Genomic DNA, 24,849 nt, shown 5'->3' on the forward strand with positions numbered 1-24,849 from the left:
ATAGTAACCGCAAGCGGCAATCAGCCCACAACGCGATCTTGTGGTGGCCCCCGATGGCTCGAAGGGGACCCTGCTGGTGGTCGGGGTGGCCGGATTCGAACCGACGACCTTCCGCTCCCAAAGCGGACGCGCTACCAAGCTGCGCCACACCCCGTCGGTGCGACACGTAGGGTACATGCCCGGAGACCCTCTGATGCGCGGTATTTCCGGAGTTTCCCGCGGGGATCCCCGGCGGCTTCCGGACCCGGTTCACCGGCCGGTCCTCGTGACGCGCTGGAATGCGGTGTGCACTCCCCCGGCACGACCCGCTAGGATGCTGTCCGTGCCGCGGTCCCCGGACCTGACGGCGCGCGCGTTGCGGGTGTAGCTCAATGGTAGAGCACTAGTCTTCCAAACTAGCTACGCGGGTTCGATTCCCGTCACCCGCTCTGAACGACTCAGGGCCAGGTCAGAGGACTCCTCCTCAACCTGGCCCTGATGCGTTCCCGGGTCCGGATCAACCCCCGCCGGCGCGCGTTGGCCTGGCTCTGGTGGACAACAGGCCCTGGGGGGTGGTGGGTTGACGGCTGGCGGGTTCGCCGGTGTACTCCGACGCATGCCAGAGGCGAGCAAGGCCCAGAGCTACGTGGACAGCAGGCTTTCGCAGTACCAGAAGTGGTACGACAGGAAAGCCGTCAGGATGAAGGCCATGCATCTCAGGATGCGGACCGTGTCGGTGGTCGGGGGTGCCATAGTGCCCGTGCTGGTCAACATCGACCTGCCGTTCGCCCGGCTCGCCGCGACGGCGCTCAGTCTGGTCGTCGTCGGGTCCGTTTCGCTGGAGAGCGTGTACCGGTACCGCGAGCAGTGGAAGAACTACCGGTCGACGGAGCAGCTGCTCGGCCACGAGAAGGTGTACTTCGAGACGGGTGTGGGCCCGTACCTCGGGATGTCGGAGGGCGAGGCCTTCCCGACCCTGGTGGCGCGGGTGGAGAAGGCCATAGCGAGCGAGAACTCGGCCACGTTGAACGTGATGACCCTGGGGGGTCAGGTGAGCGCCGACCTCCAGCTCCCGGGCGGCGAGCCGCCTAGAGCTTGATGTTCGCGATCATCGTCGCCAGCGAGTTGAGGAAACGGTTCACGTCGTCCGAGATCGAGCTGGACGCCAGGAAGAAGCCGAACAGGGCCGCGACGATGGCGGGGCCCGCCTTGATGTGGTTGCCGCGGATCAGCACCACCAGGATGACCCCCAACAGAACCACCACTGACAGCGAAATGGCCACAACTGATCACACCTTCGGTCGTCCCCTGCTCGGCCCGGGGCGTGCGGCCACGCACACCCACATGGACCATCCTCCCACCAACGGGCCCCGCCTATCCGTCCCGTGACGAATCGCCATCGTTCCGTTTGTGCGGCCGCTGCGGCGTCCGGGCTAGGTGAGGCCGAGGAGCGAGCGGACATACGCGTACTTCGCGGACAGCCGCTCGCGCGTGGGGGCGTCCAGTACGGAGAGGCGCGCGGGGTCGGCGTTGTGCGCGAGGTCGGCCTCCTTGACCAGCAGGGCGCCCGGGGTGGCGAGGATCCGGGCCGCGTACTGCTCGACCGGTTCGCCAGGGCGCTTGGTGACCGCCAGGACCATCTCCTTGACGGGCTGCGGCAGGGCGGCGGAATCCAGCCAGGTGAGGCTGAGCGCCTCGTCCTCGATCGCGTCGTGGAGCCAGGCCGCCGCCTGCTGCTCGGGGCTGCCGCCGCGCACGCGGACGCCCTCGGCCACGGCCGCGAGGTGCTCGGCGTAGGGCCGGCCGGCCTTGTCGGTCTGGCCCTCGTGCGCGGTACGGGCCAGGGCCTCGACCTCGATGAGGGTCAGGGGGCTGCTCGTCATGCGATCTCCCTTGCCGCTGTCGTGAGGGCCTGCGCGACCCGGTGCACATCCGCCTGCGTGGTACGCCAGTTGGAGAACGCGGCGCGCAGGGCTGCGGTTCCCCCGAAGACGGTCGGGGTGACGAACACCTCGGCGGCCGCCGCCTCGCGCAGGGCCGTCAGCCGGGCCGGGGTGGGGTCGGCGGCGAGGGTGAAGCAGACGACGTTGAGGCGGACCGGGGACAGCAGGGTGAAGGCGGGGTCCGCGGAGAGGCGCTCGCCGAGTGCGCGGGCGCAGGCGATATCGCGTTCGACGATCTCCCGGTGGCCCTGGCGGCCGTACGCGCGGAGCGTGAACCAGGCGGCAAGGGCGCGCAGCCGGTGGGAGTTCTCCGGGGTGAGGTGGACCAGGTCGGGGTGGTCGCCCAGGGGGCCGAGGTAGGCGGCGGAGTTCTGGAAGACGCGGGCCTGGAGGTCGCGTCGGCGGGTGAACTGGACGGCGCTGTCGTAGGGGACGTTGAGCCATTTGTGCAGGTCGACGCAGAGGGAGTCGGAGGCGTCGAGGCCGGCGGTGAGGTGGGCGTGGTCCGGGGAGAGGGCGGCGAAGGCGCCGAAGGCGGCGTCGGTGTGCAGCCAGAACTCGTGGCGGCGCTTGAGGTCGGCGAGAGCCCGGATGTCGTCGAAGTCGACGGTGTTGACGGTGCCGGCGTTGGCGACGACGACGGCCGGTCCGGGAGTGTCGGCCAGGGCCCGGTCCAGGGCGGCCGGGTCTACGGCCTCGCGGCCGGGCAGGGTCGGGACCTTGACGAGGCTGTTGCGGCCCAGGCCGAGGACGGAGAGGGCCTTGGCGATGGAGGAGTGCGGGGCTCCGGAAAGCACCCGTACGGGGCCGAGGGCTGCGGCGCCGTCGTCGGCCGGGGAGACGCCGAGGCGTTCGCCGAGCCATTCGCGGGCGATGGCGAGGCCGGTGGTGTTGGACATCGTGGCGCCGCTGACGAAGGTGCCGGAGTGGGCGGGCGAGAGGTGGAAGAGCGCGCGGAGCCAGCCGACGGTCTCGCGTTCGAGGTCCTGGCCGGCGCCGTCGAGGGCGGAGTTGGAGTTCTGGTCGTGGGCGGCGGTGAGCCAGTCGCCGGCGAGGGCGGCGGGTGTGGCGCCGCCGGTGACGAAGCCGAGGTAGCGGGGGCCGGCGGAGGCGGACAGCCGCGGCTCCCAGCGCTCCCGGAAGGCGGCGAGGGCGGCTTCCGTGCCGCCGCCGTGCTCCGGGAGGGGCTCGGGCCCGGCCGCGTCGTCCGCGCCCGGCTTACCGGCGGGCGGTACGACGGGACGCGCGTCCAGGGCTGCGAGGGCGTCGGCGGCGGCGCGGCGGGTGGCGTCGAGGAGGTCGGGAAGCCGGGCGAGGTCGGCGGCGAGCGTGCGGTCCATGGGGGCACGGTAGGCGCCGGCGGGCCGCCGCGGACGGTCCAATCCGCCCCAGGTGGCCGGGCCCCCGGCCCCCTCGGACCGCGCTCCCCCGGCCAGCCGCGGGCCGCCGGGCGCGGAGGGGAGCGGCGAGGAGCGGCCGGGCCAGGCCCGGGGCGAGCCGCCGAGTGCGGCGGGGAGCGGCCGGACCCCGGCCAGGCGCGGGCCGCAGTGGCCGGACCCCGGCCAGGCGCGGGCCGCAGTGGCCGGACCCCGGCCAGGCGCGGGCCGCAGTGGCCGGACCCCGGCCAGGCGCGGGCCGCAGTGGCCGGACCCCGGCCAGGCGCGGGCCGCTGGGCGCGGCAGAGGGAGGCCGGGCGCCAGCCAGGGACGGGCCGTCTGGCGCGGCAGAAAGCAGCCGGACACCGGCCAGGGACGGTCCGCCGGGCACGGGAGGCAGTAGCCGGACACCGGCCAGGGACGGTCCGCCGGGCACGGGAGGCAGTAGCCGGACACCGGCCGGGGGCGAGCGGCCGGGCGCCAGAGAACGGATGGAGACCGGCCGGGCGCGGGCCGCTGGGCGCGGCAGAGAGCGGCCGGACGCCAGCCAGGAGAGGGCCGCCGGGGCACGGCAGGGAAGGCTGGCCGCCGGGCGCGGATGGGGCGGGCGGGCGCCGGACAGGGCCACCGGGGTGACGCGGGTGTCGGGCGGGGTCGCGGGCGACGGTGTGTGGTCGGTGTGGTCACGGACGGCCGGTGGGCGTCAGCGCGGACGCACACACGGGTCCTCGTCGCCGTGTGCCGCCGCCGGAGGCCTGGCCAGGCCCGCCAAGGGCCGGGCCCGACACGGGGCAGGCCGCTCGACGACCAGGCCCGACACGGGGCAGGCCGCTCGACGACCAGGCACGGCACGGGGCAGGGCGCCCAGCGACCAGGCACGGCACGGGGCAGGGCGCCCAGCGACCAGGCACGGCACGGGGCGGGCCCGTACGGGGCAAGCCCGGCACAGGGCGGGCCGCCCGACGGCCGGGCTCCTCGACGGCTCGGGGTGTCAGGGGGAGCGGCGGATGAGGAGGAGGGCTCGGTCGTCGTTGACGTCCTTGGCCACCTTTTCGATCAGGTGCCAGGCCGCGCCCTCCCAGCCCGCCGCCACGTAGCGGTCGGCCTCGCCCGTGAGGCGGTCGATGCCCTCGCTGATCTCGCGGTCGGCCGTTTCGACCAGGCCGTCGGTGAAGAGCATCAGGACGTCGCCGCGGCGCAGGTTCCCCCGGGCGGGGGTGAACTCGGCGCCGTCGTAGACGCCCAGCAGCGGGCCCTCGCCGGTCTTCTCCTGCCAGCGGCCGGTGCCGGCCGAGAGCTGGAGGGCGGGGAGGTGGCCGGCGGAGAGGAGTTCGTAGTCGCCGGTCTGCAGGTCCAGCACCAGGTGAATGGAGGTGGCGAAGCCCTCGTCCCAGTCCTGGCGGAGCAGGTAGCCGTTGGCGGCGGGCAGGAAGCCGTGCGGCGGCAGGGCGCCGAGCAGGCCGCCGAAGGCGCCGGACAGGAGCAGGGCGCGGGAGCCCGCCTCCATGCCCTTGCCGGAGACGTCGGTCAGGACGATCTCCAGGGTCCGGCCGCCGTTGGTGCGGGCCGCGACGACGAAGTCGCCGGAGAAGGACTGGCCGCCGGCGGGGCGCAGGGCCATCTCGCGGTGCCAGCCGCGCGGCAGGGCGGGCAGCTTGCTCTGGACGCGGATGCGTTCGCGCAGGTCGAAGAGCATGGTGCCGCCGCGCCGCCAGGGCACGCCGACGCGGCTGCGGAACTGGGCGATGACCAGACCGAAGAATCCGCAGGCGGCGACGACCAGGACGGTACCGGGGGTGACCCGTGCCGGTCCCTGGGTGTAGGGGCCGAGGACGAGGGCCTCGACGATCAGGGCGGCCGCGGAGGCGGCGTACAGGGCGAGGAGGCTGGCCGGGCGCAGCAGCAGGCCGCCCGCCACGATCGGCAGGACGAGCGCGGAGGGCGAGAACCAGACCGGCAGCATGATCGTGCCGCAGGCGATGGCGGGGATGGTGAGGAGCAGTCCGGCGAAGGCGAGCCAGTCGGAGGCGTCGCCGCGGAAGTAGTCGACGGCGGATTTGCGCAGGGAGGTGCGTGCCCGGTGCGACAGCATGCGCATCCGGGCCATGAGGGTGTCCACGCGTGCTCCGGCCATTGCTTCGGGACCCTATCCATCCCGGCTGTGGATGCGCAGGGGTACCCCTCGTCCTGTGGTCCGACGGCACGGGAAATCTCTTCGACCGGGACCGAATGCCCTGATAGGGATGGCCTTATGGCACTTGAGATGCGCGTGTTGCAGTGGGATGAGTGGGATGTCTGGTTCGGCCAGCTGGAACTGGCGTTCGGTGGAGTGCCCGAACACCCGCAGGGCCGGGAGCTCTACCGGTCCTTGACCGAACCCGAACGGTCCCTCGGCGTCTGGGACGGCGAGGACTGCGTCGGCTCGGCCTCGGCGTTCAGTTTCCGCCTCTCGGTTCCGGGCGGGGCCCTGGTGCCCGCGGCCGGGGTCACGATGGTGGGCGTCTCGCCCACGCACCGGCGGCGCGGGGTGCTCAGCTCGATGATGCGGCGCCTGCTGGACGACGTACGGACGGCCGGTGAGCCGCTCGCCGTGCTGACGGCCTCGGATCCGGCGATCTACGGGCGTTTCGGCTACGGCACGGCGACGTACGCCATGGCGGTGGAGATCGACACGACCCACGTCCGGCTCTCCGTGCCGCCGGGCGCGGACGAGGTGCGCCTGCGGCACGTCGACCCGGAGAAGGCGCTGGCCGACTGCGAGCGGGTGTACGCGGAACTGGTCGCCCGGCGGCCCGGCATGCCGGCCCGGCAGCCCGGCTGGGACCGGTTCGTGGTCGCGGATCCCCCGGAGAACCGGGACGGCGCCTCCCCGCTCCAGTGCGTGGTGGCCGAGGGCCCGGACGACCGGGCCGTCGGCTATGCGCGCTACCGGGTCAGGCCCGAGTGGGACTACACCGGCTCTGAGGGCAGGGTCGAGGTCGTGGACCTGGACGCGCTCGACCCGGCGGCGACGGCGGCGCTGTGGCGCTACCTGTTCGGGATCGACCTGACCTGGACGGTGCGGGCCGGGAGGCGCCCGGTGGACGATCCGGTGCTGCACCTGGTCAGCGATGTGAGGCGGTCGAAGCCGAGCGTGCGCGACTCGCTCCACGTACGGCTGGTGGACGTGGCGGCGGCGCTCACCGCGCGGACGTACGCGGCTCCGCTGGACGTGGTGCTGGAGGTCGGGGACGCGTTCTGCCCGTGGAACGAGGGGCGGTGGCGGCTGGTGGCCGACGGGGCGGGGTCCGCCGTCTGCACGCGGACCGCGGAGCCGGCGGACCTGGAGCTGTCGGTCCGGGAGCTGGGCTCGGCCTACCTGGGCGGGATCACGCTGACCTCGCTGGCGGCGGCGGGCCTCGTCCGCGAGCTGCGCCCGGGCGCGGTGGTCCGGGCGTCGCGCGCCTTCGCCGGGGACGTCGCGCCGTGGCTGCCGCACGGTTTCTGACCGTCACCGGCCGGTCCGGACACCCCTAGCGCGTCTGGCAGCCGGGGCACCAGAAGAGGTTGCGGGCGGCGAGGCCGGCGGTGCGGATCTCGGCGCCGCAGATGTGGCAGGGCAGGTTCGCCCTGCGGTAGACGTACACCTCGCCGCCGTGGTCGTCGACCCTCGGCGGCCGGCCCATGGCCTCGGGCAGGTGCTCGTCGCGGACGGTGTCGATGCGGTTGTTGCGCACGCCCTCGCGCATCAGCGCGGCCAGGTCCGCCCACATGGCGTCCCATTCGGCGCGGGTGAGGTCCCTGCCGAGCCGGTAGGGGTCGATGCCGTGCCGGAAGAGGACCTCGGCCCGGTAGACGTTGCCGATGCCCGCGACGACCTTCTGGTCCATGAGCAGGGCGGCGACGGTGGTGCGGGAGCGCGAGATCCGCTTCCAGGCCAGGTCGGGGTCGTCGCCCGGTCGCAGCGGGTCGGGGCCGAGCCGGTCGTGCACCGCCTTCTTCTCGCCCTCGCCTATCAGCGCGCAGGCGGTGGGTCCGCGCAGGTCGGCGTAGTGCTCCTCGTTCAGCAGCCGCAGCCGGACCGTGTCGGCCGCGGGCGGCGCCGGGGCGGGGCCGAAGCCGAGTTTGCCGAAGAGGCCGAGGTGGATGTGGATCCAGGCGTCGCCCAGCTCGAGGAAGAGGTGCTTGCCGTGCGCCTCGGCGCTCTCCAGCTCGCGCCCGTCGAGCAGGGCCGCGCTCTCCGCGAAGCGGCCCTGGGGGCTGCTGACCGAGACCGGGCGTGCGGCGAACCGCTCGGCGTGGTCCTGGGCGAGGCGGTGGATCGTATGCCCCTCGGGCACGGCGGATCTCCTGGGAAGGGAAACGGCCGCGCCGCCCCGGCGGGGGCGGCGCGGCCGGAAGCGGAATCAGCCCTGGGGGTGGTGGGCCGGGATCGGGGGCAGGTCGCCGGTCTGCTCGTACGCGGTGAGCATGTCGATGCGCCGCGTGTGGCGCTCCTCGCCGGAGTACGGGGTCGCCAGGAAGGCCTCGATGAAGCTGACGGCCTCGTCCTGGGTGTGCATGCGGCCGCCGACCGAGATCACGTTGGCGTTGTTGTGCTCGCGCCCGAGCTGGGCGGTCTGCACGCTCCAGGCGAGGATGGCGCGGACGCCCTTGACCTTGTTCGCGGCGATCTGCTCCCCGTTGCCGGAGCCGCCGATCACGATGCCGAGGCTGTCGGCGTCCGCGGCGGTCTTCTCCGCTGCGCGGAGGCAGAACGGCGGGTAGTCGTCCACCGCGTCGTAGATGTGGGGCCCACAGTCGACGGGCTCGTGGCCGTTGTTCTTGAGCCAGTCCACCAAGTGGTTCTTGAGCTCAAAGCCGGCATGGTCGGATCCGAGGTACACGCGCATGGTCCGAGTGTGGCACGAGGGGGCCCCGCGACCCGCAACGGGGTGTCGCGTAAGTCACTTCTCAACCTCAAGTAAACCCAAAGAACGCAGATGGGACAGGGGGGACGAAGGTCCCGGGACGTTCGCCCCTTCGCAACGATCCGGATTGAGGTCTTCCGCCTCACGTTCATCTCAGGTTTGAATGCCGGGGCCTCGCAACCCGAGAACCTAAGGATCCGTCCATGAGCTCCACGACGACCCTTCAGAAGGCAGGAGACCCCACCGGCAACCCCGGTCAGGGTCAGCCCTCCGACGGTCTGAAGGCCGGTCTCAAGAACCGCCACCTTTCCATGATCGCCATCGGCGGCGTCATCGGCGCCGGCCTGTTCGTCGGCTCCGGTGGCGGTATCGCCAAGGCCGGTCCCGCCATCCTGATCTCCTACGCGCTGGTCGGCGCGATGGTCGTCTTCGTGATGCGGATGCTGGGCGAGATGGCCGCCGCGAGCCCGAACTCGGGTTCCTTCTCCGCCTACGCCGACCGTGCGCTGGGCCGCTGGGCCGGCTTCTCCATCGGCTGGCTGTACTGGTTCTTCTGGGTCGTCGTGCTCGCCGTGGAGGCCACCGCCGGTGCCGCCATCCTGGAGAACTGGATCCCGGCCGTCCCGCAGTGGGCGTGGGCACTGATCGTGATGGCGGTCCTGACCCTCACCAACCTCGGGTCCGTCGCCTCGTACGGCGAGTTCGAGTTCTGGTTCGCGGGCATCAAGGTCGTCGCCATCGGCGCGTTCGTGATCATCGGCATGCTGGCCGTCTTCGGCGTGCTGCCGGGCTCCGACAACCCGGGTGCGGGCTTCGCCCACCTGACCGACGCGGGCGGATTCTTCCCCAACGGCTACGGCGCGGTCCTCACCGGTGTGCTGATGGTCGTCTTCTCCTTCATGGGCAGCGAGATCGTCACCCTCGCCGCCGGTGAGTCGGAGAACCCCCGCAAGGCGGTCACCCAGGCCACCAACTCCGTCATCTGGCGGATCGGCGTCTTCTACCTGGGCTCGATCTTCGTCGTCCTGACGCTGCTCCCGTGGAACGACAAGTCGATCACCGAGAAGGGCTCGTACGTCGCCGCCCTGGACTCGATCGGCATCGCGAACGCCGGCACGATCATGGAGGTCATCGTCCTGACCGCCGTGCTGTCCTGCCTGAACTCCGGCCTCTACACCGCCTCCCGCATGGCCTTCTCGCTCGGCGAGCGCGGTGACGCCCCGAAGGCGTTCGCCAAGGTCAACGCCAAGGGCGTGCCGGTCGTGGCGATCCTGGGCTCGACGGTCTTCGGCTTCGTCGCCGTCTACTTCAACTACGCCTTCAAGGACACGGTCTTCAACTTCCTGCTGAACTCCTCGGGCGCCATCGCGCTCTTCGTCTGGCTGGTGATCTGCTTCACCCAGCTGAGGATGCGCGGGATCCTGGTCCGCGAGGCCCCGGAGAAGCTGACCGTGAAGATGTGGCTGTTCCCGTGGCTGACCTGGGCCACCGCCGCACTGATCATGTTCGTGATCGGCTACATGTTCGTGGACGACGCGAACCGCCAGGTGGTCACCCTGTCCACCCTGGTCGCCGGTCTCGTCGTGGCCGTCGGCCTGGTGCTGGACTTCCGCCGCAAGCGGGCCCTTCAGGGCTGAGTCCTGACCTCCCCCTACGCCGGAGCCCGGCCCGCCGTCACAGGCGGGCCGGGCTCCGGCGTCTTCGGGGACCGCTCAGCCGCGGCTGCCTGCCAGCTTCCAGGCGGCGGGCAGGGCACCCATCGCCAGGGCGGCCTTGAGCGCGTCACCGATCAGGAACGGGGTCAGGCCCGCCGCGACGGCGGCGCTCAGGGACATCCCGGTCGCGCCCATCAGGTACGGCACGCCCACCGCGTAGATGACCGCGGAGCCGAGGACCATCGTGCCCGCCGTACGCAGGACCGAGCGGTCGGCGCCGCGGCGGGCGAGGGCGCCCACGACGGTGGCGGCGAGGAGCATGCCGAGCACGTAGCCGAAGGAGGCGCCGGACGCGCCGGAGGTGCCGCCCGCGAACCAGGGCACCCCGGCCGCGCCGATCAGCGCGTACAGCCCCAGCGCGAGGAAGCCCCGGCGGGCGCCGAAGGCGGTGCCGACGAGCAGCGCCGCGAAGGTCTGGCCGGTGACCGGGACCGGGGAGCCGGGGACGGGCACGGCGATCTGCGCGGCCAGCCCGGTGAGCGCGGCTCCGCCGACGACGAGCGCGATGTCGCGGACGCGGCTCGCGGGCAGCAGGTCGGCGAGGACGGCGCCGGGCCGGAAGGAGACGGAAGCGGTGCTCATCGAGGGGCTCCGGAAGATCGTGGTGACGGGACGATCACCGACGTTAGTCCGCGGCCCGCGGCGCCCCCACCGCTGCCCGGAACAAAGGCCTACTCCCCGGTTTGGTGGAGACCGCACAAAGACCCTGACTCACACCCGTGTTCGCGTGATCCGCGTCACGGGGAAGATCCGACAACACATCCGTTTTGCACACAAGGCCGCCGCTCAGTGAGACTGTAGGGTCCCGCCAATACGGATGCGGAGCCCCTACCGCCGCTGGGCCCGAACGAGAGTACGAGCACCCCTCATGCGCGACCGCTTGCCCGAAGCTCCTCAGATCACGGGCGACCTGCCCGCGGAACCCCTCAGCCACAGCCTCAAGCAGCGCCACCTGACCATGCTGGGTCTCGGCGGCGTGATCGGCGCCGGGCTCTTCGTCGGCTCCGGCGCCGGCATCGGCATCGCCGGCCCGGCGATCATCTGCTCCTACCTGCTCGCGGGCGTGCTCGCGATGCTGGTGATGCGGGCGCTCGGCGAGATGTCGGCGGCGATGCCCGCCTCCGGCTCCTTCTCCGTGTACGCGGAGAAGGCCCTGGGCCGCTGGGCGGGCTTCTCGGCCGGCTGGCTGTACTGGTTCCTGCTGGTCGTGGTGCTCGCCGTCGAGGCCACCGGCGCCGCGAAGATCGCCAACGGCTGGGTGCCCTCGATCGACCAGTGGGTCTGGGTGCTGCTCTTCATGGTGGTCTTCACCGTGAGCAACCTGGCCGCCGTACGGAACTTCGGAGAGTTCGAGTTCTGGTTCGCCGCCCTGAAGGTCGGCGCGATCGTGCTGTTCCTGATCCTCGGCACCCTCGCGATCTTCGGCCTGCTCCCCGACACGGACCCCGTCGGCATGGCCAACCTGACCGGACAGGGCGGCTTCTTCCCGGCCGGCATCGGCGGCGTCGTCGCGGGCATGCTCGCGGTCGTCTTCGCCTTCGGGGGCCTGGAGGTCGTCACCATCGCGGCCGCCGAGTCGGACGACCCGGCCCGGTCGGTGTCCCGCGCGGTGCGCAGCGCGGTGTGGCGCATCCTCTTCTTCTACGTGGGCTCGATGGTGGTCATCGTGAGCCTGCTGCCGTGGGACTCGCTGCAGCCGGGCGAGAGTCCGTACGTCGCGGTCCTCGACTCGATCGGCATTCCGGCGGCCGGCCAGATCATGAACATCGTGGTGTTCGTGGCGCTGCTCTCGGCGCTCAACGCGAACCTGTACGGGTCCTCGCGCATGGTGTTCTCGCTGGCCGAGCGCGGCGAGGCGCCGAAGGCGCTGCTGAAGGTGTCGGGCGGCGGGGTGCCGCGGCGCGCGGTGTTCGCCTCGGTGGCGTTCGGCTTCGTGTCGGTCGTGCTGAACCTGCTGTGGCCGGAGACGATCTTCCTCTACATGCTCAACGCGGTCGGCGCGGTGCTCCTGTTCGTGTGGGCGCTGATCGCGGTCTCGCAGCTGAGGCTGCGCCGGATCATCGAGCGGGACATGCCGGAGCGGCTGACGCTGCCGATGTGGCTGTTCCCGTACGCGACGTGGGCGGCCCTGATCGGGATGGCGGCGGTGCTGGTCCTGATGCTGTTCGACGACTCGGCCCGGCCGCAGCTGCTGTGGTCCACCGGGGCGGCCGGCGCGGTGCTGGTGGTGGCGTGGGTGCGGGAGATCCGGGCCCGTCGGCCCTGACGGTTCGTGACTTTCGCGGCGGGGCCCGGGACCTGAGTCCCGGGCCCCGCCGCGTTCTGCGGGCGGGCGGTCACGTCCCGTGAAGCAAGTGTCCGGATGATGGACATAGAACGTCCGACTATCGGACGGTTCGGCAGACTGCCCCCATGAGCCAGAGCACCATCACACCCTCCGGGCAGCAGGCGCCGCCGCAGACGGACGCCGGATCCCCCCTCGGCAACGGACTCAAGCAGCGCCACCTCTCGATGATCGCCCTCGGCGGCGTCATCGGCGCCGGACTCTTCGTCGGGTCCGGCGCGGGCATCGCCGCCGCGGGACCCTCGATCGTGCTCGCGTACGCCGCGTCCGGGATCCTGGTGATGTTCGTGATGCGGATGCTCGGCGAGATGTCCGCCGCGAACCCCGCCTCCGGCTCCTTCTCCGTCCACGCCGAGCGGGCCATCGGCCCCTGGGCCGGATTCACGGCCGGCTGGATGTTCTGGACGCTGCTGTGCGTGGGCGTGGCCATCGAGGCCATCGGCGCGGCGCACATCATGACCGGCTGGTTCCCGGGCACCCCCTCCTGGATGTGGGTGCTCGTCTTCATGGCGGTCTTCTGCGGGTCCAACCTGGCCGCCGTCTCGAACTTCGGCGAGTTCGAGTTCTGGTTCGCCGCCCTCAAGATCGGCGCCATCGGGCTCTTCCTGGGCCTGGGCGTGCTGGCCGTCCTGGGCGTGCTGCCCGGCACCGGCTCCCCCGGCGCCGCCAACCTGCTGCACGACGGCGGCTTCCTGCCCAACGGGGTGGAGGGCCTGCTGGTCGGACTGCTGGCCTCGGTCGTCGCGTACGGCGGGCTGGAGACGGTGACCATCGCGGCCGCCGAGTCCGAGAACCCGGTCAAGGGCGTGGCCAAGGCCGTGAAGACCACCATGTGGCGGATCGCCGTCGTCTACGTCGGCTCCATGCTGGTGATCGTCACCCTGCTGCCGTGGAACGACCCGGCGGTCACGGCGGACGGCCCGTACGCCGCCACCCTGGACCACCTGGGCATCCCGGCCGCCGGCCAGATCATGAACGTGGTCATCCTGATCGCCCTGCTGTCCGCGATGAACGCCAACATCTACGGCTCCTCGCGCATGGCCTACTCCCTCGTCGCCCGCGGCCAGGGCCCGAAGGCGCTGGGCAAGGTCACCGGCCGCGTGCCGCGCCGCGCGGTGCTCGCCTCCTGCGGCTTCGGCTTCGTCACCGTGCTGCTGTCGTACTGGTACCCGGACACCCTGTTCGCCTGGCTGCTGAACATGGTCGGCGGGGTCATCCTCGTCGTCTGGGGCTTCATCGCCGTCTCGCAGTTCGTGCTGCGCCGCCGGATGGAGCGGGAGGACCCGCAGAAGCTGGTCGTGCGGATGTGGGGCTTCCCGTACCTGACCTGGGTGGCACTGGCGGGCGTGGCCGGGGTGCTGGTGCTGATGGCCCTGGGCGAGGACACCCGGGTCCAGGTGATCTTCACCGGCGGCCTGACCGTCGCCCTCGCGGCGACCGGCTGGGCACTGCAGAAGCGGGCCGCCGCCCGCGCCTGACGGGGTGAGGACGAGACGAGGCGGGCCCCGTGCGCGAGCACGGGGCCCGCCTCGTTCGCACGCCCCTGAACTCAGGTAACCCTTACGTGTGACCTGGAATAGATACTGCTAGCGTGCAGTTGCGCATTAGTTGCAGTAAGCAGTTGGCACGCTGAGGGGACCGGATAAACACGATGGCCATCTACACGCTTCCTGAGCTTCCGTACGACTACGCGGCGCTGGAGCCGGTGATCAACCCGCAGATCATCGAGCTGCACCACGACAAGCACCACGCGGCGTACGTGACGGGCGCCAACAACACGCTGGAGCAGCTGGCGGAGGCGCGCGACAAGGAGAACTGGGGCGCGCTCAACGGCCTCGAGAAGAACCTCGCGTTCCACCTCTCCGGCCACATCCTGCACAGCATCTACTGGCACAACATGGCCAGCCCGAAGACCGGCGAGGGCGGCGGCGAGCCCACCGCGGCCGACGGCCTGGGCGACCTGGCCGACGCGATCGCCGAATCCTTCGGCTCCTTCGCGAAGTTCAAGAAGCAGCTGACCTTCGCCTCCTCCGCCACCCAGGGCTCCGGCTGGGGCGTGCTCGCGTACGAGCCCGTCAGCGGCCGCCTGGTCGTCGAGCAGGTCTACGACCACCAGGGCAACGTCGGCGTGGCCAGCACCCCGGTCCTGGTGTTCGACGCCTGGGAGCACGCCTTCTACCTTCAGTACAAGAACCAGAAGGTGGACTTCATCGAGGCGATGTGGAACGTCGTCAACTGGCAGGACGTGTCCAAGCGCTACGCCGACGCCAAGGCGAACACCCCGCTGCTGATCCCCGCCAAGGGCTGATCGCACCACCGAGCCCGTCCGCCTCGTGATCGTCTTCTCAACCTTCACCGGCGGGCGTGTCCAGCAGAAGACCCCCGTGAGGACGTGACTCGCGGGGGTCTTCTGTGTGCGCCGGTGCGGACTGCCCGGCCGGTGGGGACTACTCGAAGGACGGGCCCTTCGTACGGGTGCGCTTGATCTCGTAGAAGCCGGGGGTCGAGGCGACCAGCAGCGTGCCGTCCCACAGGCGGGCCGCGGCCTCGCCGCGCGGGGCCGGGGTGACGACGGGGCCGAAGAAGGCCACGTCCTCGCCGTCGGCGCCGGGCACCGAGATCACCGGGGTGCCGACCTCCTGGCCGACCCGGTTGATGCCGTCCTCGTGGGAGGCGCGCAGCACCTCGTCGTACTCGTCGGAGTCGGCGTACGCCAGCAGCTCGGCCGGCAGCGCGAGCGCCGCCAGCGCCTCGGCGATCACCTCGCGGGTCGCGCCCTTGCCCTCGTTGTGGATGCGGGTGCCGAGCTCGGTGTAGAGCTTGCCGGTGATCTCGTCACCGAACTTCTGCTGGGCCGCGACGACCACGCGCACCGGCGCCCAGCCCTTGGGGCCGAGCAGCTCACGGTAGTGCTCGGGCAGTTCGTCGAGCTTGTTCTCGTTCAGGACGGCCAGGCTCATCACGTGCCAGCGGACCTCGACGTCGCGGACCTTCTCGACCTCGAGCATCCACCGGGACGTCATCCAGGCCCAGGGGCAGAGCGGGTCGAACCAGAAGTCGACCGGGGTCTTCTCGCGCACCTGGGTGTCGGACATGTTTCTCCTCGCATCGCTCACGGCGTCGTTCGTGGTGTCCCCCTGACCAACCGGCGGGCGTTCGCACGCATTCCCCCCATGGGAGGATTCGATCGAAGGAACCCGACCACGCACGAAGGAGTGCACGTGCCCGGAGAGAATCTGTCCCGCGACGAGGCCCGCGAGAGGGCCGAACTGCTGTCCGTCGACGGGTACGAGGTGGTCCTCGACGTGAGGTCCGCGGTGGACGAGGCCGAACCGGCCGAGGGCCCCCGGACCTTCCGCTCGGTGACCACGATCCGCTTCCGGGCCGCCGTCCCCGGCTCCGCCACCTTCGCGGACCTGATCGCCCCCTCCGTGAACTCCGTGACCCTCAACGGGCGCGCGCTGGACGCCGCCGCCGTCTTCGACGGGGCGCGGATCGCCCTGGACGGACTGGCCTCCGAGAACGTGCTGGTGGTGGACGCGAACTGCGCGTACAGCCGCACGGGCGAGGGCCTGCACCGCTTCGTGGACCCGGAGGACGGCGAGGTCTACCTCTACACCCAGTACGAGCCGGCGGACGCCCGGCGGGTGTACGCGAACTTCGAGCAGCCGGACCTCAAGGCCCCGTACCGCTTCGAGGTGACGGCCCCCGAGGGCTGGCAGGTGTGGAGCAACGGCGCGGAGGAGTCCCGGGAGGCGGGGGTCTGGCGGTTCGCCGAGACCGCGCCGATCTCCACGTACATCACCTGCGTGGTCGCGGGCCCGTACCACTACGTGACGGACTCCTACACCCGCGGGGACCTGACGATCCCGCTCGGCGCCATGTGCCGCAAGGGGCTCGCCAAGCACTTCGACGCGGACGACGTCTTCCTGGTCACCAAGCAGGGCTTCGACCTCTTCCACGAGATCTTCGACTACCCGTACCCCTTCGGGAAGTACGACCAGGCCTTCGTGCCGGAGTACAACCTGGGCGCGATGGAGAACCCGGGGATGGTGACGTTCCGCGAGGAGTACATCTACCGGGGCAAGGTCACGCAGGCCTCGTACGAGCGGCGCTCGAACACGATCCTGCACGAGATGGCGCACATGTGGTTCGGCGACCTGGTCACCATGAAGTGGTGGGACGACCTGTGGCTGAAGGAGTCCTTCGCGGACTTCATGGGCTCCTTCGCGCTGGTCGAGGCCACCCGCTTCGACCAGGCGTGGGTCACCTTCGCCAACAACCGCAAGGCGTGGGCCTACCGCGCCGACCAGCTGCCGTCCACGCACCCGATCACGGCCGACATCCGTGACCTGGAGGACGCGAAGCTGAACTTCGACGGGATCACCTACGCCAAGGGCGCCGCGGTCCTCAAGCAGCTGGTGGCCTACGTGGGGCGGGAGGCGTTCCTGGAGGGCGCGCGCCGTTACTTCAAGGCGCACGCGTACGGGAACACGACGCTGGACGACCTGCTGTCGGTGCTCGCGGAGGTCTCCGGGCGGGACATGGCCGAATGGTCCCGGGCCTGGCTCCAGACGGCGGGCGTGAACGCGCTCACCCCGGTGGTGACCTGCGACGCGAGCGGGCGGGTGACCGAGCTCGCGGTGCTGCAGGAGGGCGACGAGCTGCGGCCGCACCGGGTCGCGGTCGGCCTGTACCGGCTGGAGTCCGACGGCACGCTGGTGCGCTACGCGCGGGCCGGGACGGACGTGTCGGGCGCGCGGACCGCGGTCGCGGAGCTGGCGGGCCGGGAGCGGCCGGACCTCGTGCTGGTCAACGACGAGGACCTCACCTACTGCAAGGTCCGCTTCGACGAGGGCTCGCTGACCACGCTGCGGGCGCACCTGGGCGACCTGACGGATCCGCTCGCGCGGGCGCTGAGCTGGTCGGCGCTGTGGAACCTGACGCGGGACGGGCTGATGCCCGCACGAGACTTCATCTCGCTGGTGCTGGCGCACGCGGGCCGGGAGACGGACGTCGGCGTGCTGCAGATGCTGCACGCGCAGGCGCTGACCGCGATCACCCACTACACGGCGCCGGGCCGGCGCGAGCAGGGCGGCCGGGAGCTGGCGGCGGGCGCGCTGCACGAACTGCGGCTGGCGGAGCCGGGGTCGGAGCACCAGCTGACCTGGGCCCGCTTCTTCGCGGCGAGCGCGGCGACCGAGGGCGACTTCCAGCTGCTGCTGGGTCTGCTGGAGGGCTCCGCCCGGATCGACGGGCTGGAGGTGGACCAGGAGCTGCGCTGGGACTTCCTGCTTCCGCTGGCGGCGCACGGGGCGGTGGACGAGGGCGCGCTCAATGCCGAACTGGCCCGGGACGACACGGCGTCGGGCAAGCGGCACCAGGTACGGTGCCTGGCGGCGCGGCCGTCGGCGGCGGTGAAGGACCAGGCGTGGGTGGCGGTGGTCGAGTCGGACGCACTGTCGAACGCGCTGGTGGAGGCGACGATCGCCGGTATGCAGCAGCCTTCGCAGCGGGGCCTGCTGGCGGCTTACGCGGAGCCGTACTTCGAAGTGATCGAGCGGGTGTGGGCGGACCGGTCGATCCAGATCGGCATGGACGTGGTGAAGGGCCTGTACCCCTCGCTGGCCGAGCCGGAGCCGACGCTGGCCGCCACGGACGCCTGGCTGTCGTCGCACCCTTCGGCTCCGCCGGCCCTGCGCCGCCTGGTCCTGGAGTCCCGGGACGACCTGGCCCGCGCCCTTCGCGCCCAGCGTTGCGACGAGGCGTCGGCCGACTAGCCCTCGGCGCCGTCGTCGGGGGCTCCGCCCCCGCGCCCCCGCGCCTCAAACGCCGGCGAGGCTGCATCCGCCCGGCGTTCGAGGCGCGGGGGTCTCCCCGGACGAGGTCCGGCGGACCTCCAGGCGGCCGAACCGGCGGAGCCCATCGGCAGTCGAACGTCCGTACTTTAGCCCCGGCTTGTCCCGATTTGCCGACGAGCGTGTAACAGGGGTTAGCAAGGCCATGGCCTGAGGGAATCACCGCGTCATGAACCACAACGCACCCCTCCCCCTCGCCCACCTCACCGGCAGCCGCCCCCGCGTGCTGACGCTGGCCCAGCTCCGCGAGCACGGCGTCACCGCCTCCGACGCCGCCGAGCGGCCCTGGCAGCAGATCCTGCCCGGGGTGTTCCTGCTCCACTCGGGCCCCGCGACCAGCGAGGAGCGGCTGCACGCCGCGCTGCTGTACGCGGGCCGGCGCGGCGGCGAGGCCATGATCACGGGGCTGGCGGCGCTCGCCCTGTACCGGTTCGGCTCCGTGCCCGCGCTGCTCGGCCTCTCCCACATCGACGTGCTCGTGCCCGGCACCCGGCGGCTGCGCTCCACCGGCGACGTGCGGATCGTGCGCTCGCACACCCCGCCCCGGTCCCAGGAGGTGACCGGTCTGCCGGTGGCCCCGGTCGCGCGGGCCGTGGCCGACGCCGTGGCCCAGCTCGACGACGCGGGCACCGTACGCCGCCTGCTCAGCGAAGCCGTCCGCGGCGGGCACTGCGAACCGGCCGCCGTGGTGCGGGAGCTGACGGTGGCCCGGCTGCTGAGCCGGCCGCACGTGGTCGACGCCGTCGAGTCGCTGCTGGCGGAGGGCCGCGCCATCGCCGAGGACCGGCTCTACCACCTCGTACGGGGATACGACCTCCCCGAGCCCGTCTGGAACGTGGACCTTCGGCTGCCCGGGGGCCCGCACCTCGGCGGCGTCGACGCGTTCTGGCCCGAGCACTCCGTCGCCGTGGAGATCGACACCCGCGCCCCGCGCCAGGGCGAGGACGAGCAGTGGTCCGAGTGCGTCCGCAAGCGGGAGACCCTGGAGCGGCTCGGGGTGACCGTCATCCACATCACCCCGCGCAAGCTCCGCGACTGGCCCGAGCAGCAGGCCGCGGTCGTCCGGACCGCGCTGACCGCGTCCGACGACCGCGAACCCGCCTCCTACCTGGTGGTGCTCCCCAGGTGAGGCGAGTACTCCGGGGCGCTCCACCGCAGCCGCCCCGGATGCAGACTCTCCACCACCGACTCCACGAGGAAGCGCACGCGCCGCTCCCCGCCGGCCCCGAACTCGGTCCGCGCCCGGCCGCTGAGCTGGAGCAGCGCCCCGCTCTCCCAGTCCGGGAAGAGCAGCCCGGCCCGCGGGTCGGCCGTCAGGTTCCCCAGGGTGAGGAACATGGCGTTGCCCGCGTAGTCCGGCCAGCTCAGCTCCGTCGGCGAGGTCACCTCCACGAAGCCCGGCAGCCCGCCCCGGTGGCTGGCGTCCACCCCGTCCGCCTCCGCCGTGGTGGCGACGAAGAAGGTGTCGGCGGCGCGGACGGCCCGCTCCTGGTCGGGGGTGAGCGCGTCCCCGCGCCGCACGACACCGGCTCCTTCGGCGGCGAGGTCCAGCGGCTGCCGCTTCTGCAAGTACTTCGGACAGTTGGCGAAGACCTGTTCGGCGTGGACGGCGAACCCTCCGCCGGTCACTTCGAGCGTCCCGTTGAGCCGCATCCGGCGCCGGGTGCGCGGATCGAGCGCGATGGTGCCGACGCGGGTCCCGGCGGTGGCCAGCGCCTCCTCGAGCGGATCGCCCTCCGGTAGTCCGCCGGCGACCGTGATCCGGTCCGGCCCGGTGGCCCGTACGAAACCGGGTGCCCCCGTGAGCAGCGAGGCCCACATCCGCCCCGCGCCGTCGGCGGCACCGACGACCAGGTGGGGCTGGAGGCCGAGGAAAGCGGCCGCGACGTCCCGGATGCCGGTGCCGATCGAGCGGCCGACGTGCTCGGCCAGCTCCCGTACGCCGACCCGTTCCTGCACGGCCAGCGGGCCCCAGTGGTAGGCGTCCGTGGCCATTAGAAGAATCCGCAGGTCGGAGCCCCCGTGACGGGGGCGGGTGCGCCTTCGGCGCCGGTCGGTGCGGAGATCTCCAGGCGGGTGCCGTCCGGGTCGTGGAAGAAGATGCCGCCGGAGGCCTGCCCCTCGCCGTGGGCGACGAGGCCTTGGTACGCGAACTCCACGCCCAGCGACCGCAGCCGCTCCTCGTACTCCCGTACCTCCTCGACGGCGCCGGCCGACAGCGCCAGGTGGTGCAGTCCGGCCGCGGCCGGGGCGAAGCGCCCGTCGGCCTGCTGCCAGAGGGTGAGGACGAGCTCGCCGTCCTGGCCGAGGAAGGCGGAGCGGCGCCCCTCCTCCTTGCCCTCACCCAGCACCTGGAAGCCGAGGGCGTCCCGGTAGAAGGCGAGCGACCGGTCGAGGTCGGTGACGTTCAGACCCACGTGCCCGGTGCGGAGCTTGCTGATGACGCCCGTCATGGAAATGCCTTCCCCAGAGGTGTTCTTCTCTAACCGTCTACATCTACTTTAAGGGTTAGCCGGGGAGCGGTCAACCGGTCACGTACCCTTGAGGGGTTAGCGACGGGGTGGCGGGAAGGTTCGGAGACATGACGGCGGCGGCGGACCCACGACCCCTGACCGGGGAGCCGGTCGCCCTCGACCTGCTGAACACCCGCTGGGCCGGCGACGGCGGACCGCACGACCTCTTCGCGGGAGCCGCCGGGCTGTCCCGGGTCGAAGGGCTGACGGTCTGGCTGGAGAGCACCGGCCTGGCCGGCCGCTTCCGCGCGGACGCCCCGACCCTCGTCCACCTGCTGACCGCCCGCGAAGCCCTGGCCCGCGCGGTGGCCGACCCCGCCGACGAGAGCGCACGGGCCCTGGTCGACGCGGTGCTGGAGCACGGCCGGATCCGCCCCACCCTGACCGCCGAAGGCCCGGGCGAGCGGGCCGAGTTCGACGACCGGACATGGGGTCCGGCGTGGACGGCCGCCCGGAACTACCTGGAACTGCTGGACTCCGCGCCCGACCGGATCCGCAAGTGCGCCTCCGACAGCTGCGTCCTGCACTTCCACGACGTCTCGCGCAACGGCACCCGCCGCTGGTGCTCGATGGCCGCGTGCGGAAACCGGGCGAAAGCCTCCCGTCATTACGCGCGCACGCGCGAGCGCTGAAACCCCGAAAGTTGTCACACCCGATCCCGCGCCGGACCTCGCCCCACCCCTGACGCGCCGTCGGGAAGTCTACAAATCTACTCCCCAGCCCTTTGGGTCGTCCCGGTCTGTCCCGGTACGGCCGCGCTGGCGCATGCTCCGCGCTGGCGAGAGTCCGCCATGGCAGGTCTCGGTCAATGACAACTCTCCCCAAAGACCTTGCTCTTGCGCAAAGCTGACCGGTCATCCGGCACCGAATTCCGGACCATTTCTTCCACTGACCAGGGATGCAGATGACCCTCGAATCCCCCAGCTCCATACCCGGGGCCAGACGCGCCGTGCGCGTCGCGGCCGCGGCCGGCCTGGTGGCCGCCCTCGTGGCCACCGGCTCCGCGCCCGTCTTCGCCGCCACCGGCACCGACACCCCGGGCGCCAAGGCGGCCGTCAAGTCCGCTGACCAGAAGCTCGGTTCGGCCGACGCCGAGCTGCTCCAGGCGGCCAAGACCAAGGGCGACGCGACCGTCACCGTCATGGTCGCGACCGCCCCCGGCCAGACCAAGCAGGTGGCCGACCAGCTCGACGCCGTCCAGGGCGCCTCGGTGGGCCAGACGTACGACAAGCTCGGCTACGTCCGCGCCACCCTGCCCACCGGCAAGGCGGAGGCCGCGCTGAAGGCGGCCGCCAAGCTGTCCTCGGTGCACGGCATCGACCTGCGGCACGAGATCCAGCTGCCGGACCCGCGGCCCGACGCCCACAGCGCCTCGGGCGCGGGCAAGAAGAACGCGGCCGAGGCGTACGCGGCGCCGGACGAGAACACCCCGGCGAAGAACCCGTACAACCCGTCCTTCGAGACCGGCGCGGTGGACTTCGTCGAGCAGAACCCGCAGGCCGACGGCCGTGGCGTGACCATCGGCATCATGGACTCGGGCGTCGACCTCGGTCACCCGGCCCTGCAGAAGACCACCACCGGCGAGCGCAAGATCGTCGACTGGGTCACGGCGACCGACCCGATCACGGACGGCGACGGCACCTGGCGCGCCCAGATCACCCCGGTCACCACCGCGGCCGGCACCTTCTCCGCGGGCGGCCAGAGCTGGAAGGCCCCCGAGGGCAGCTTCCAGTGGAGCCGCTTCAGCGAGTCGATCACCGCCACCGGCGACATGAAGGGCGACGTCAACCGGGACGGGGACACCACCGACCGGTTCGGCATGCTCTACGACGCCGCCGCCGGCACGGTCCGCGTCGACACCGACCAGGACGGCGACTTCACGAACAACGAGCCGATGAAGCCGTACAAGGACGGCTACCAGATCGGCTACTTCGGCACGGAGAACGCGGCGACCGAGGTCGCCGACCGCATCCCCTTCGTGATCGAGATCCGCAAGGACGTCCCGATGGACCCGCTGGGTGGTGACTGGGTCGGCAAGAAGGCCGACTTCGTCAACATCGGCATCATCGAGTCCGAGCACGGCACGCACGTCGCCGGCATCACCGCCGCCAACAGCCTCTTCGGCGGCAAGATGAACGGCGAGGCGCCCGGCGCCAAGCTCGTCTCCTCGCGCGCCTGCTCCTGGTCCGGCGGCTGCACCAACATCGCGCTGACCGAGGGCATGATCGACCTCGTCGTGAACCGCGGCGTCGACATCGTCAACATGTCGATCGGCGGCCTCCCGGCGCTGAACGACGGCAACAACGCGCGTTCCGAGCTCTACAAGAACCTCATCGACACCTACGGTGTCCAGCTGGTCATCTCGGCCGGCAACGAGGGCCCCGGCGTCAACACCATCGGCGACCCCAGCCTCGCGGACAAGGTCATCTCCGTGGGCGCGGCGGTCTCCAAGGAGACCTGGGCCGCCAACTACGGCTCCGGCGTGGCGAAGAAGTACAACATGTTCCCCTTCTCCTCGCGCGGTCCGCGTGAGGACGGCGGGTTCACGCCGACCATCACCGCCCCCGGCGCGGCCATCAACACCATCCAGACCTGGCTGCCCGGCGCCCCGGTCAAGGAGGCCGGCTACACGCTCCCGGCCGGTTACGGCATGCTCCAGGGCACCTCGATGTCCTCGCCGCAGGCGGCGGGCGCCAGCGCCCTGCTGATCTCGGCCGCCAAGCAGCACAACATCAAGCTGACCCCGGCGAGCCTGCGCGTGGCGCTCACCAGCACCGCGAAGAAGATCGACGACGTCCCGGCGCACGCCCAGGGCTCGGGTCTGATCAACATCGTCGACGCGTGGGACTCCATCCAGGGCGACGCGAAGGCCAACGAGTTCACCGTCAAGGCCCCGGTCGACACCGCGATCGACCAGTTCCTGAAGACCCCGGGCTTCGGCACCGGCCTGTACGACCGCGAGGGCGGCCTCAAGGTCGGCCAGAAGAAGGTCTACAACGTCGTCGTCACCCGCACCACGGGCGTCAAGTACGGCACCCGGCACGACCTGAGCTGGCGCAACAACGACGGTACGTTCAAGGTCATCGGCGGCTACGACTACGTCACCCTGCCGCTGAACAAGCCCGTCACCATCAAGGTCGAGGCCAACGCCAAGTCGGCCGGCGTCCACAGCGGCATCCTTCAGCTGGACGACGCGACCACCGAGGGCATCGACAAGCAGATCCTGGCCACGGTCGTCGCCGCCACCCCGCTGGCGAAGCCTTCGTTCACGCTCTCGGACACCTCCTCCGTGCAGCGCAACAGCCACAAGTCGTACTTCGTGACCGTCCCGGCGGGCGCGAAGACCCTCGAGGTCGCCCTCGGCGGTCTCGCGGCGGGCAGCCAGACGCGCTTCATCTCGATCCACCCGTACGGCGTGGGCGTCGAGGACAGCGCGACCACCCAGTGCTACCCGAACTACGACAACCCGGCGAACACCTGCCGCCCCGACCTGCGCTCGTACGCCGACCCGCAGCCGGGCGTCTGGGAGATCGAGGTCGAGTCGCGCCGTACGTCGCCGCTGCTCGACAACCCGTTCAAGCTGGACGTCTCCGTGCTCGGCGCGGCCTTCGACCCCGCGGTCAAGGTCCTGCCCGAGGTCAAGCAGGGCACCCCGGCCCCGGTCCAGTGGACCGTGAAGAACGACGCCGCGGCCATCGCGGGCGGCAAGCTCAAGGGCGGCCCGCTCGGCTCGGCGAAGGTCGCCAAGCCGACCATCGCCAGCGGTGAGACCCACACCACCGAGGTCACGATCGGCGAGGGCGTCTCCCGCCTCGACATCGCGATCGGCAAGGTGTCCGACACCGCCGCCGACCTCGACCTCGACGTGTACAAGGACGGCGTCAAGGTCGGCTCCTCCGCCGACGGCGACTCCGAGGAGAGCGTCAGCCTGGTGAACCCGGGCGCGGGCACCTACACCATCGAGGTGTTCGGCTACGCGGTCCCGTCCGGCTCCACCGCGTACGACTACCGCGACGTGTACTTCTCGGCCGGTCTGGGCTCCGTCCAGGTCGACGAGACCAGCGCGGTCAACCTCGCCAACGGCGCCTCCGCGGCGGTCTCGGCGAACGTCCTGGTCAGCGCCGCCGCCCCCGAGGGCCGGCAGTTCTTCGGCCAGGTCCAGCTGCTGAACGCCCGCGGCACCGCCGCCGGCACCGGCAGCGTGCAGATCGAGAAGGTCCTCCCGTAGCCCG

Annotated in this window: 20 protein-coding genes and 2 tRNA genes; 11 read left to right on the forward strand and 11 right to left on the reverse strand. The window is 71.6% G+C overall.

Annotated elements, in window-relative coordinates:
- Positions 1-77: 77 nt before the first annotated feature.
- Positions 78-154: transfer RNA gene (locus tag ACTVZO_RS15255), tRNA-Pro, on the reverse strand.
- A 203-nt stretch (positions 155-357) separates the two neighbouring features.
- On the opposite strand from ACTVZO_RS15255, the gene ACTVZO_RS15260 reads away from it, so the two are divergent.
- Positions 358-428 (forward strand) — tRNA-Gly (locus ACTVZO_RS15260).
- A gap of 167 nt (positions 429-595) precedes the next feature.
- Complete coding sequence (locus ACTVZO_RS15265; protein ID WP_443298902.1) at positions 596-1,078, forward strand: DUF4231 domain-containing protein; 483 nt, start codon at positions 596-598, stop codon at positions 1,076-1,078.
- Here the strand turns inward: ACTVZO_RS15265 and ACTVZO_RS15270 are convergent.
- From ACTVZO_RS15270 to ACTVZO_RS15285, 4 genes are all read right to left on the reverse strand, one after another.
- Positions 1,068-1,262: a hypothetical protein gene (locus ACTVZO_RS15270; protein ID WP_362296899.1), complete on the reverse strand. Its 195-nt coding sequence runs from the start codon at positions 1,260-1,262 to the stop codon at positions 1,068-1,070. The genes ACTVZO_RS15265 and ACTVZO_RS15270 overlap by 11 nt on opposite strands.
- 150 nt (positions 1,263-1,412) lie before the next feature.
- Positions 1,413-1,862 carry an HD domain-containing protein gene (locus ACTVZO_RS15275; RefSeq protein ID WP_443298903.1) on the reverse strand — a complete coding sequence of 150 codons (450 nt, stop codon included), beginning with the start codon at positions 1,860-1,862 and terminating at the stop codon, positions 1,413-1,415.
- The gene (locus ACTVZO_RS15280) at positions 1,859-3,262 is read right to left on the reverse strand and encodes a pyridoxal phosphate-dependent decarboxylase family protein (protein WP_443298904.1); all 1,404 of its coding nucleotides are present in this window, start codon (positions 3,260-3,262) and stop codon (positions 1,859-1,861) included. Before ACTVZO_RS15280 ends, ACTVZO_RS15275 begins: the two co-directional genes overlap by 4 nt.
- 1,027 nt (positions 3,263-4,289) lie before the next feature.
- Complete coding sequence (locus ACTVZO_RS15285) at positions 4,290-5,432, reverse strand: PP2C family protein-serine/threonine phosphatase (RefSeq protein ID WP_443298905.1); 1,143 nt, start codon at positions 5,430-5,432, stop codon at positions 4,290-4,292.
- A gap of 117 nt (positions 5,433-5,549) precedes the next feature.
- Here ACTVZO_RS15285 and ACTVZO_RS15290 point away from each other — a divergent pair, with 117 nt between their 5' ends.
- A complete protein-coding gene (locus tag ACTVZO_RS15290) occupies positions 5,550-6,785 on the forward strand; it encodes a GNAT family N-acetyltransferase (RefSeq protein WP_443298906.1) in 1,236 nt (411 codons plus the stop codon).
- Between the two features lie 25 nt (positions 6,786-6,810).
- On the opposite strand, the gene ACTVZO_RS15295 is transcribed toward ACTVZO_RS15290, so the two are convergent.
- Positions 6,811-7,617, reverse strand: coding sequence for an Fpg/Nei family DNA glycosylase (locus tag ACTVZO_RS15295; protein WP_443298907.1), 807 nt, complete (start codon positions 7,615-7,617; stop codon positions 6,811-6,813).
- Positions 7,618-7,683: 66 nt separating this feature from the next.
- On the reverse strand, positions 7,684-8,169 hold the full coding sequence (locus ACTVZO_RS15300) for a ribose-5-phosphate isomerase (protein WP_443298908.1): 486 nt from the start codon (positions 8,167-8,169) through the stop codon (positions 7,684-7,686).
- Between the two features lie 221 nt (positions 8,170-8,390).
- Between ACTVZO_RS15300 and ACTVZO_RS15305 the strand changes: the two genes are divergently transcribed.
- Positions 8,391-9,824, forward strand: a complete 1,434-nt coding sequence (locus tag ACTVZO_RS15305; protein WP_443298909.1) for an amino acid permease — start codon at positions 8,391-8,393, stop codon at positions 9,822-9,824.
- A 75-nt stretch (positions 9,825-9,899) separates the two neighbouring features.
- Here ACTVZO_RS15305 and ACTVZO_RS15310 read toward each other — a convergent pair whose 3' ends face one another.
- Entirely contained in the window at positions 9,900-10,484 is a 585-nt protein-coding gene (locus ACTVZO_RS15310; RefSeq protein ID WP_443298910.1) for a biotin transporter BioY, read from the reverse strand.
- Positions 10,485-10,770: 286 nt separating this feature from the next.
- Between ACTVZO_RS15310 and ACTVZO_RS15315 the strand changes: the two genes are divergently transcribed.
- From ACTVZO_RS15315 to ACTVZO_RS15325, 3 genes are all read left to right on the forward strand, one after another.
- Positions 10,771-12,168: an amino acid permease gene (locus ACTVZO_RS15315; protein ID WP_443298911.1), complete on the forward strand. Its 1,398-nt coding sequence runs from the start codon at positions 10,771-10,773 to the stop codon at positions 12,166-12,168.
- A gap of 146 nt (positions 12,169-12,314) precedes the next feature.
- Complete coding sequence (locus tag ACTVZO_RS15320; RefSeq protein WP_443298912.1) at positions 12,315-13,724, forward strand: amino acid permease; 1,410 nt, start codon at positions 12,315-12,317, stop codon at positions 13,722-13,724.
- A 173-nt stretch (positions 13,725-13,897) separates the two neighbouring features.
- On the forward strand, positions 13,898-14,554 hold the full coding sequence (locus ACTVZO_RS15325) for a superoxide dismutase (RefSeq protein WP_443298913.1): 657 nt from the start codon (positions 13,898-13,900) through the stop codon (positions 14,552-14,554).
- Between the two features lie 139 nt (positions 14,555-14,693).
- On the opposite strand, the gene ACTVZO_RS15330 is transcribed toward ACTVZO_RS15325, so the two are convergent.
- Complete coding sequence (locus ACTVZO_RS15330; protein ID WP_443298914.1) at positions 14,694-15,341, reverse strand: DsbA family protein; 648 nt, start codon at positions 15,339-15,341, stop codon at positions 14,694-14,696.
- Positions 15,342-15,467: 126 nt separating this feature from the next.
- Between ACTVZO_RS15330 and pepN the strand changes: the two genes are divergently transcribed.
- Together pepN and ACTVZO_RS15340 are read left to right on the forward strand one after the other, a co-directional pair.
- Entirely contained in the window at positions 15,468-18,026 is a 2,559-nt protein-coding gene (gene pepN, locus ACTVZO_RS15335) for an aminopeptidase N (protein ID WP_443298915.1), read from the forward strand.
- A gap of 247 nt (positions 18,027-18,273) precedes the next feature.
- A complete protein-coding gene (locus ACTVZO_RS15340; protein ID WP_443298916.1) occupies positions 18,274-19,233 on the forward strand; it encodes a hypothetical protein in 960 nt (319 codons plus the stop codon).
- Here the strand turns inward: ACTVZO_RS15340 and ACTVZO_RS15345 are convergent.
- Together ACTVZO_RS15345 and ACTVZO_RS15350 are read right to left on the reverse strand one after the other, a co-directional pair.
- On the reverse strand, positions 19,209-20,099 hold the full coding sequence (locus ACTVZO_RS15345) for a pyridoxamine 5'-phosphate oxidase family protein (RefSeq protein ID WP_443298917.1): 891 nt from the start codon (positions 20,097-20,099) through the stop codon (positions 19,209-19,211). The genes ACTVZO_RS15340 and ACTVZO_RS15345 overlap by 25 nt on opposite strands.
- On the reverse strand, positions 20,099-20,557 hold the full coding sequence (locus ACTVZO_RS15350; RefSeq protein ID WP_443298918.1) for a VOC family protein: 459 nt from the start codon (positions 20,555-20,557) through the stop codon (positions 20,099-20,101). Before ACTVZO_RS15350 ends, ACTVZO_RS15345 begins: the two co-directional genes overlap by 1 nt.
- 128 nt (positions 20,558-20,685) lie before the next feature.
- Between ACTVZO_RS15350 and ACTVZO_RS15355 the strand changes: the two genes are divergently transcribed.
- Together ACTVZO_RS15355 and ACTVZO_RS15360 are read left to right on the forward strand one after the other, a co-directional pair.
- Positions 20,686-21,249, forward strand: coding sequence for a CGNR zinc finger domain-containing protein (locus ACTVZO_RS15355; protein WP_443298919.1), 564 nt, complete (start codon positions 20,686-20,688; stop codon positions 21,247-21,249).
- Between the two features lie 272 nt (positions 21,250-21,521).
- The gene (locus ACTVZO_RS15360) at positions 21,522-24,845 is read left to right on the forward strand and encodes a S8 family serine peptidase (RefSeq protein WP_443298920.1); all 3,324 of its coding nucleotides are present in this window, start codon (positions 21,522-21,524) and stop codon (positions 24,843-24,845) included.
- Positions 24,846-24,849: the final 4 nt, after the last annotated feature.

It is taken from the genome of Streptomyces sp. IBSNAI002 (assembly GCF_052244475.1).
Taxonomy (GTDB): domain Bacteria; phylum Actinomycetota; class Actinomycetes; order Streptomycetales; family Streptomycetaceae; genus Streptomyces.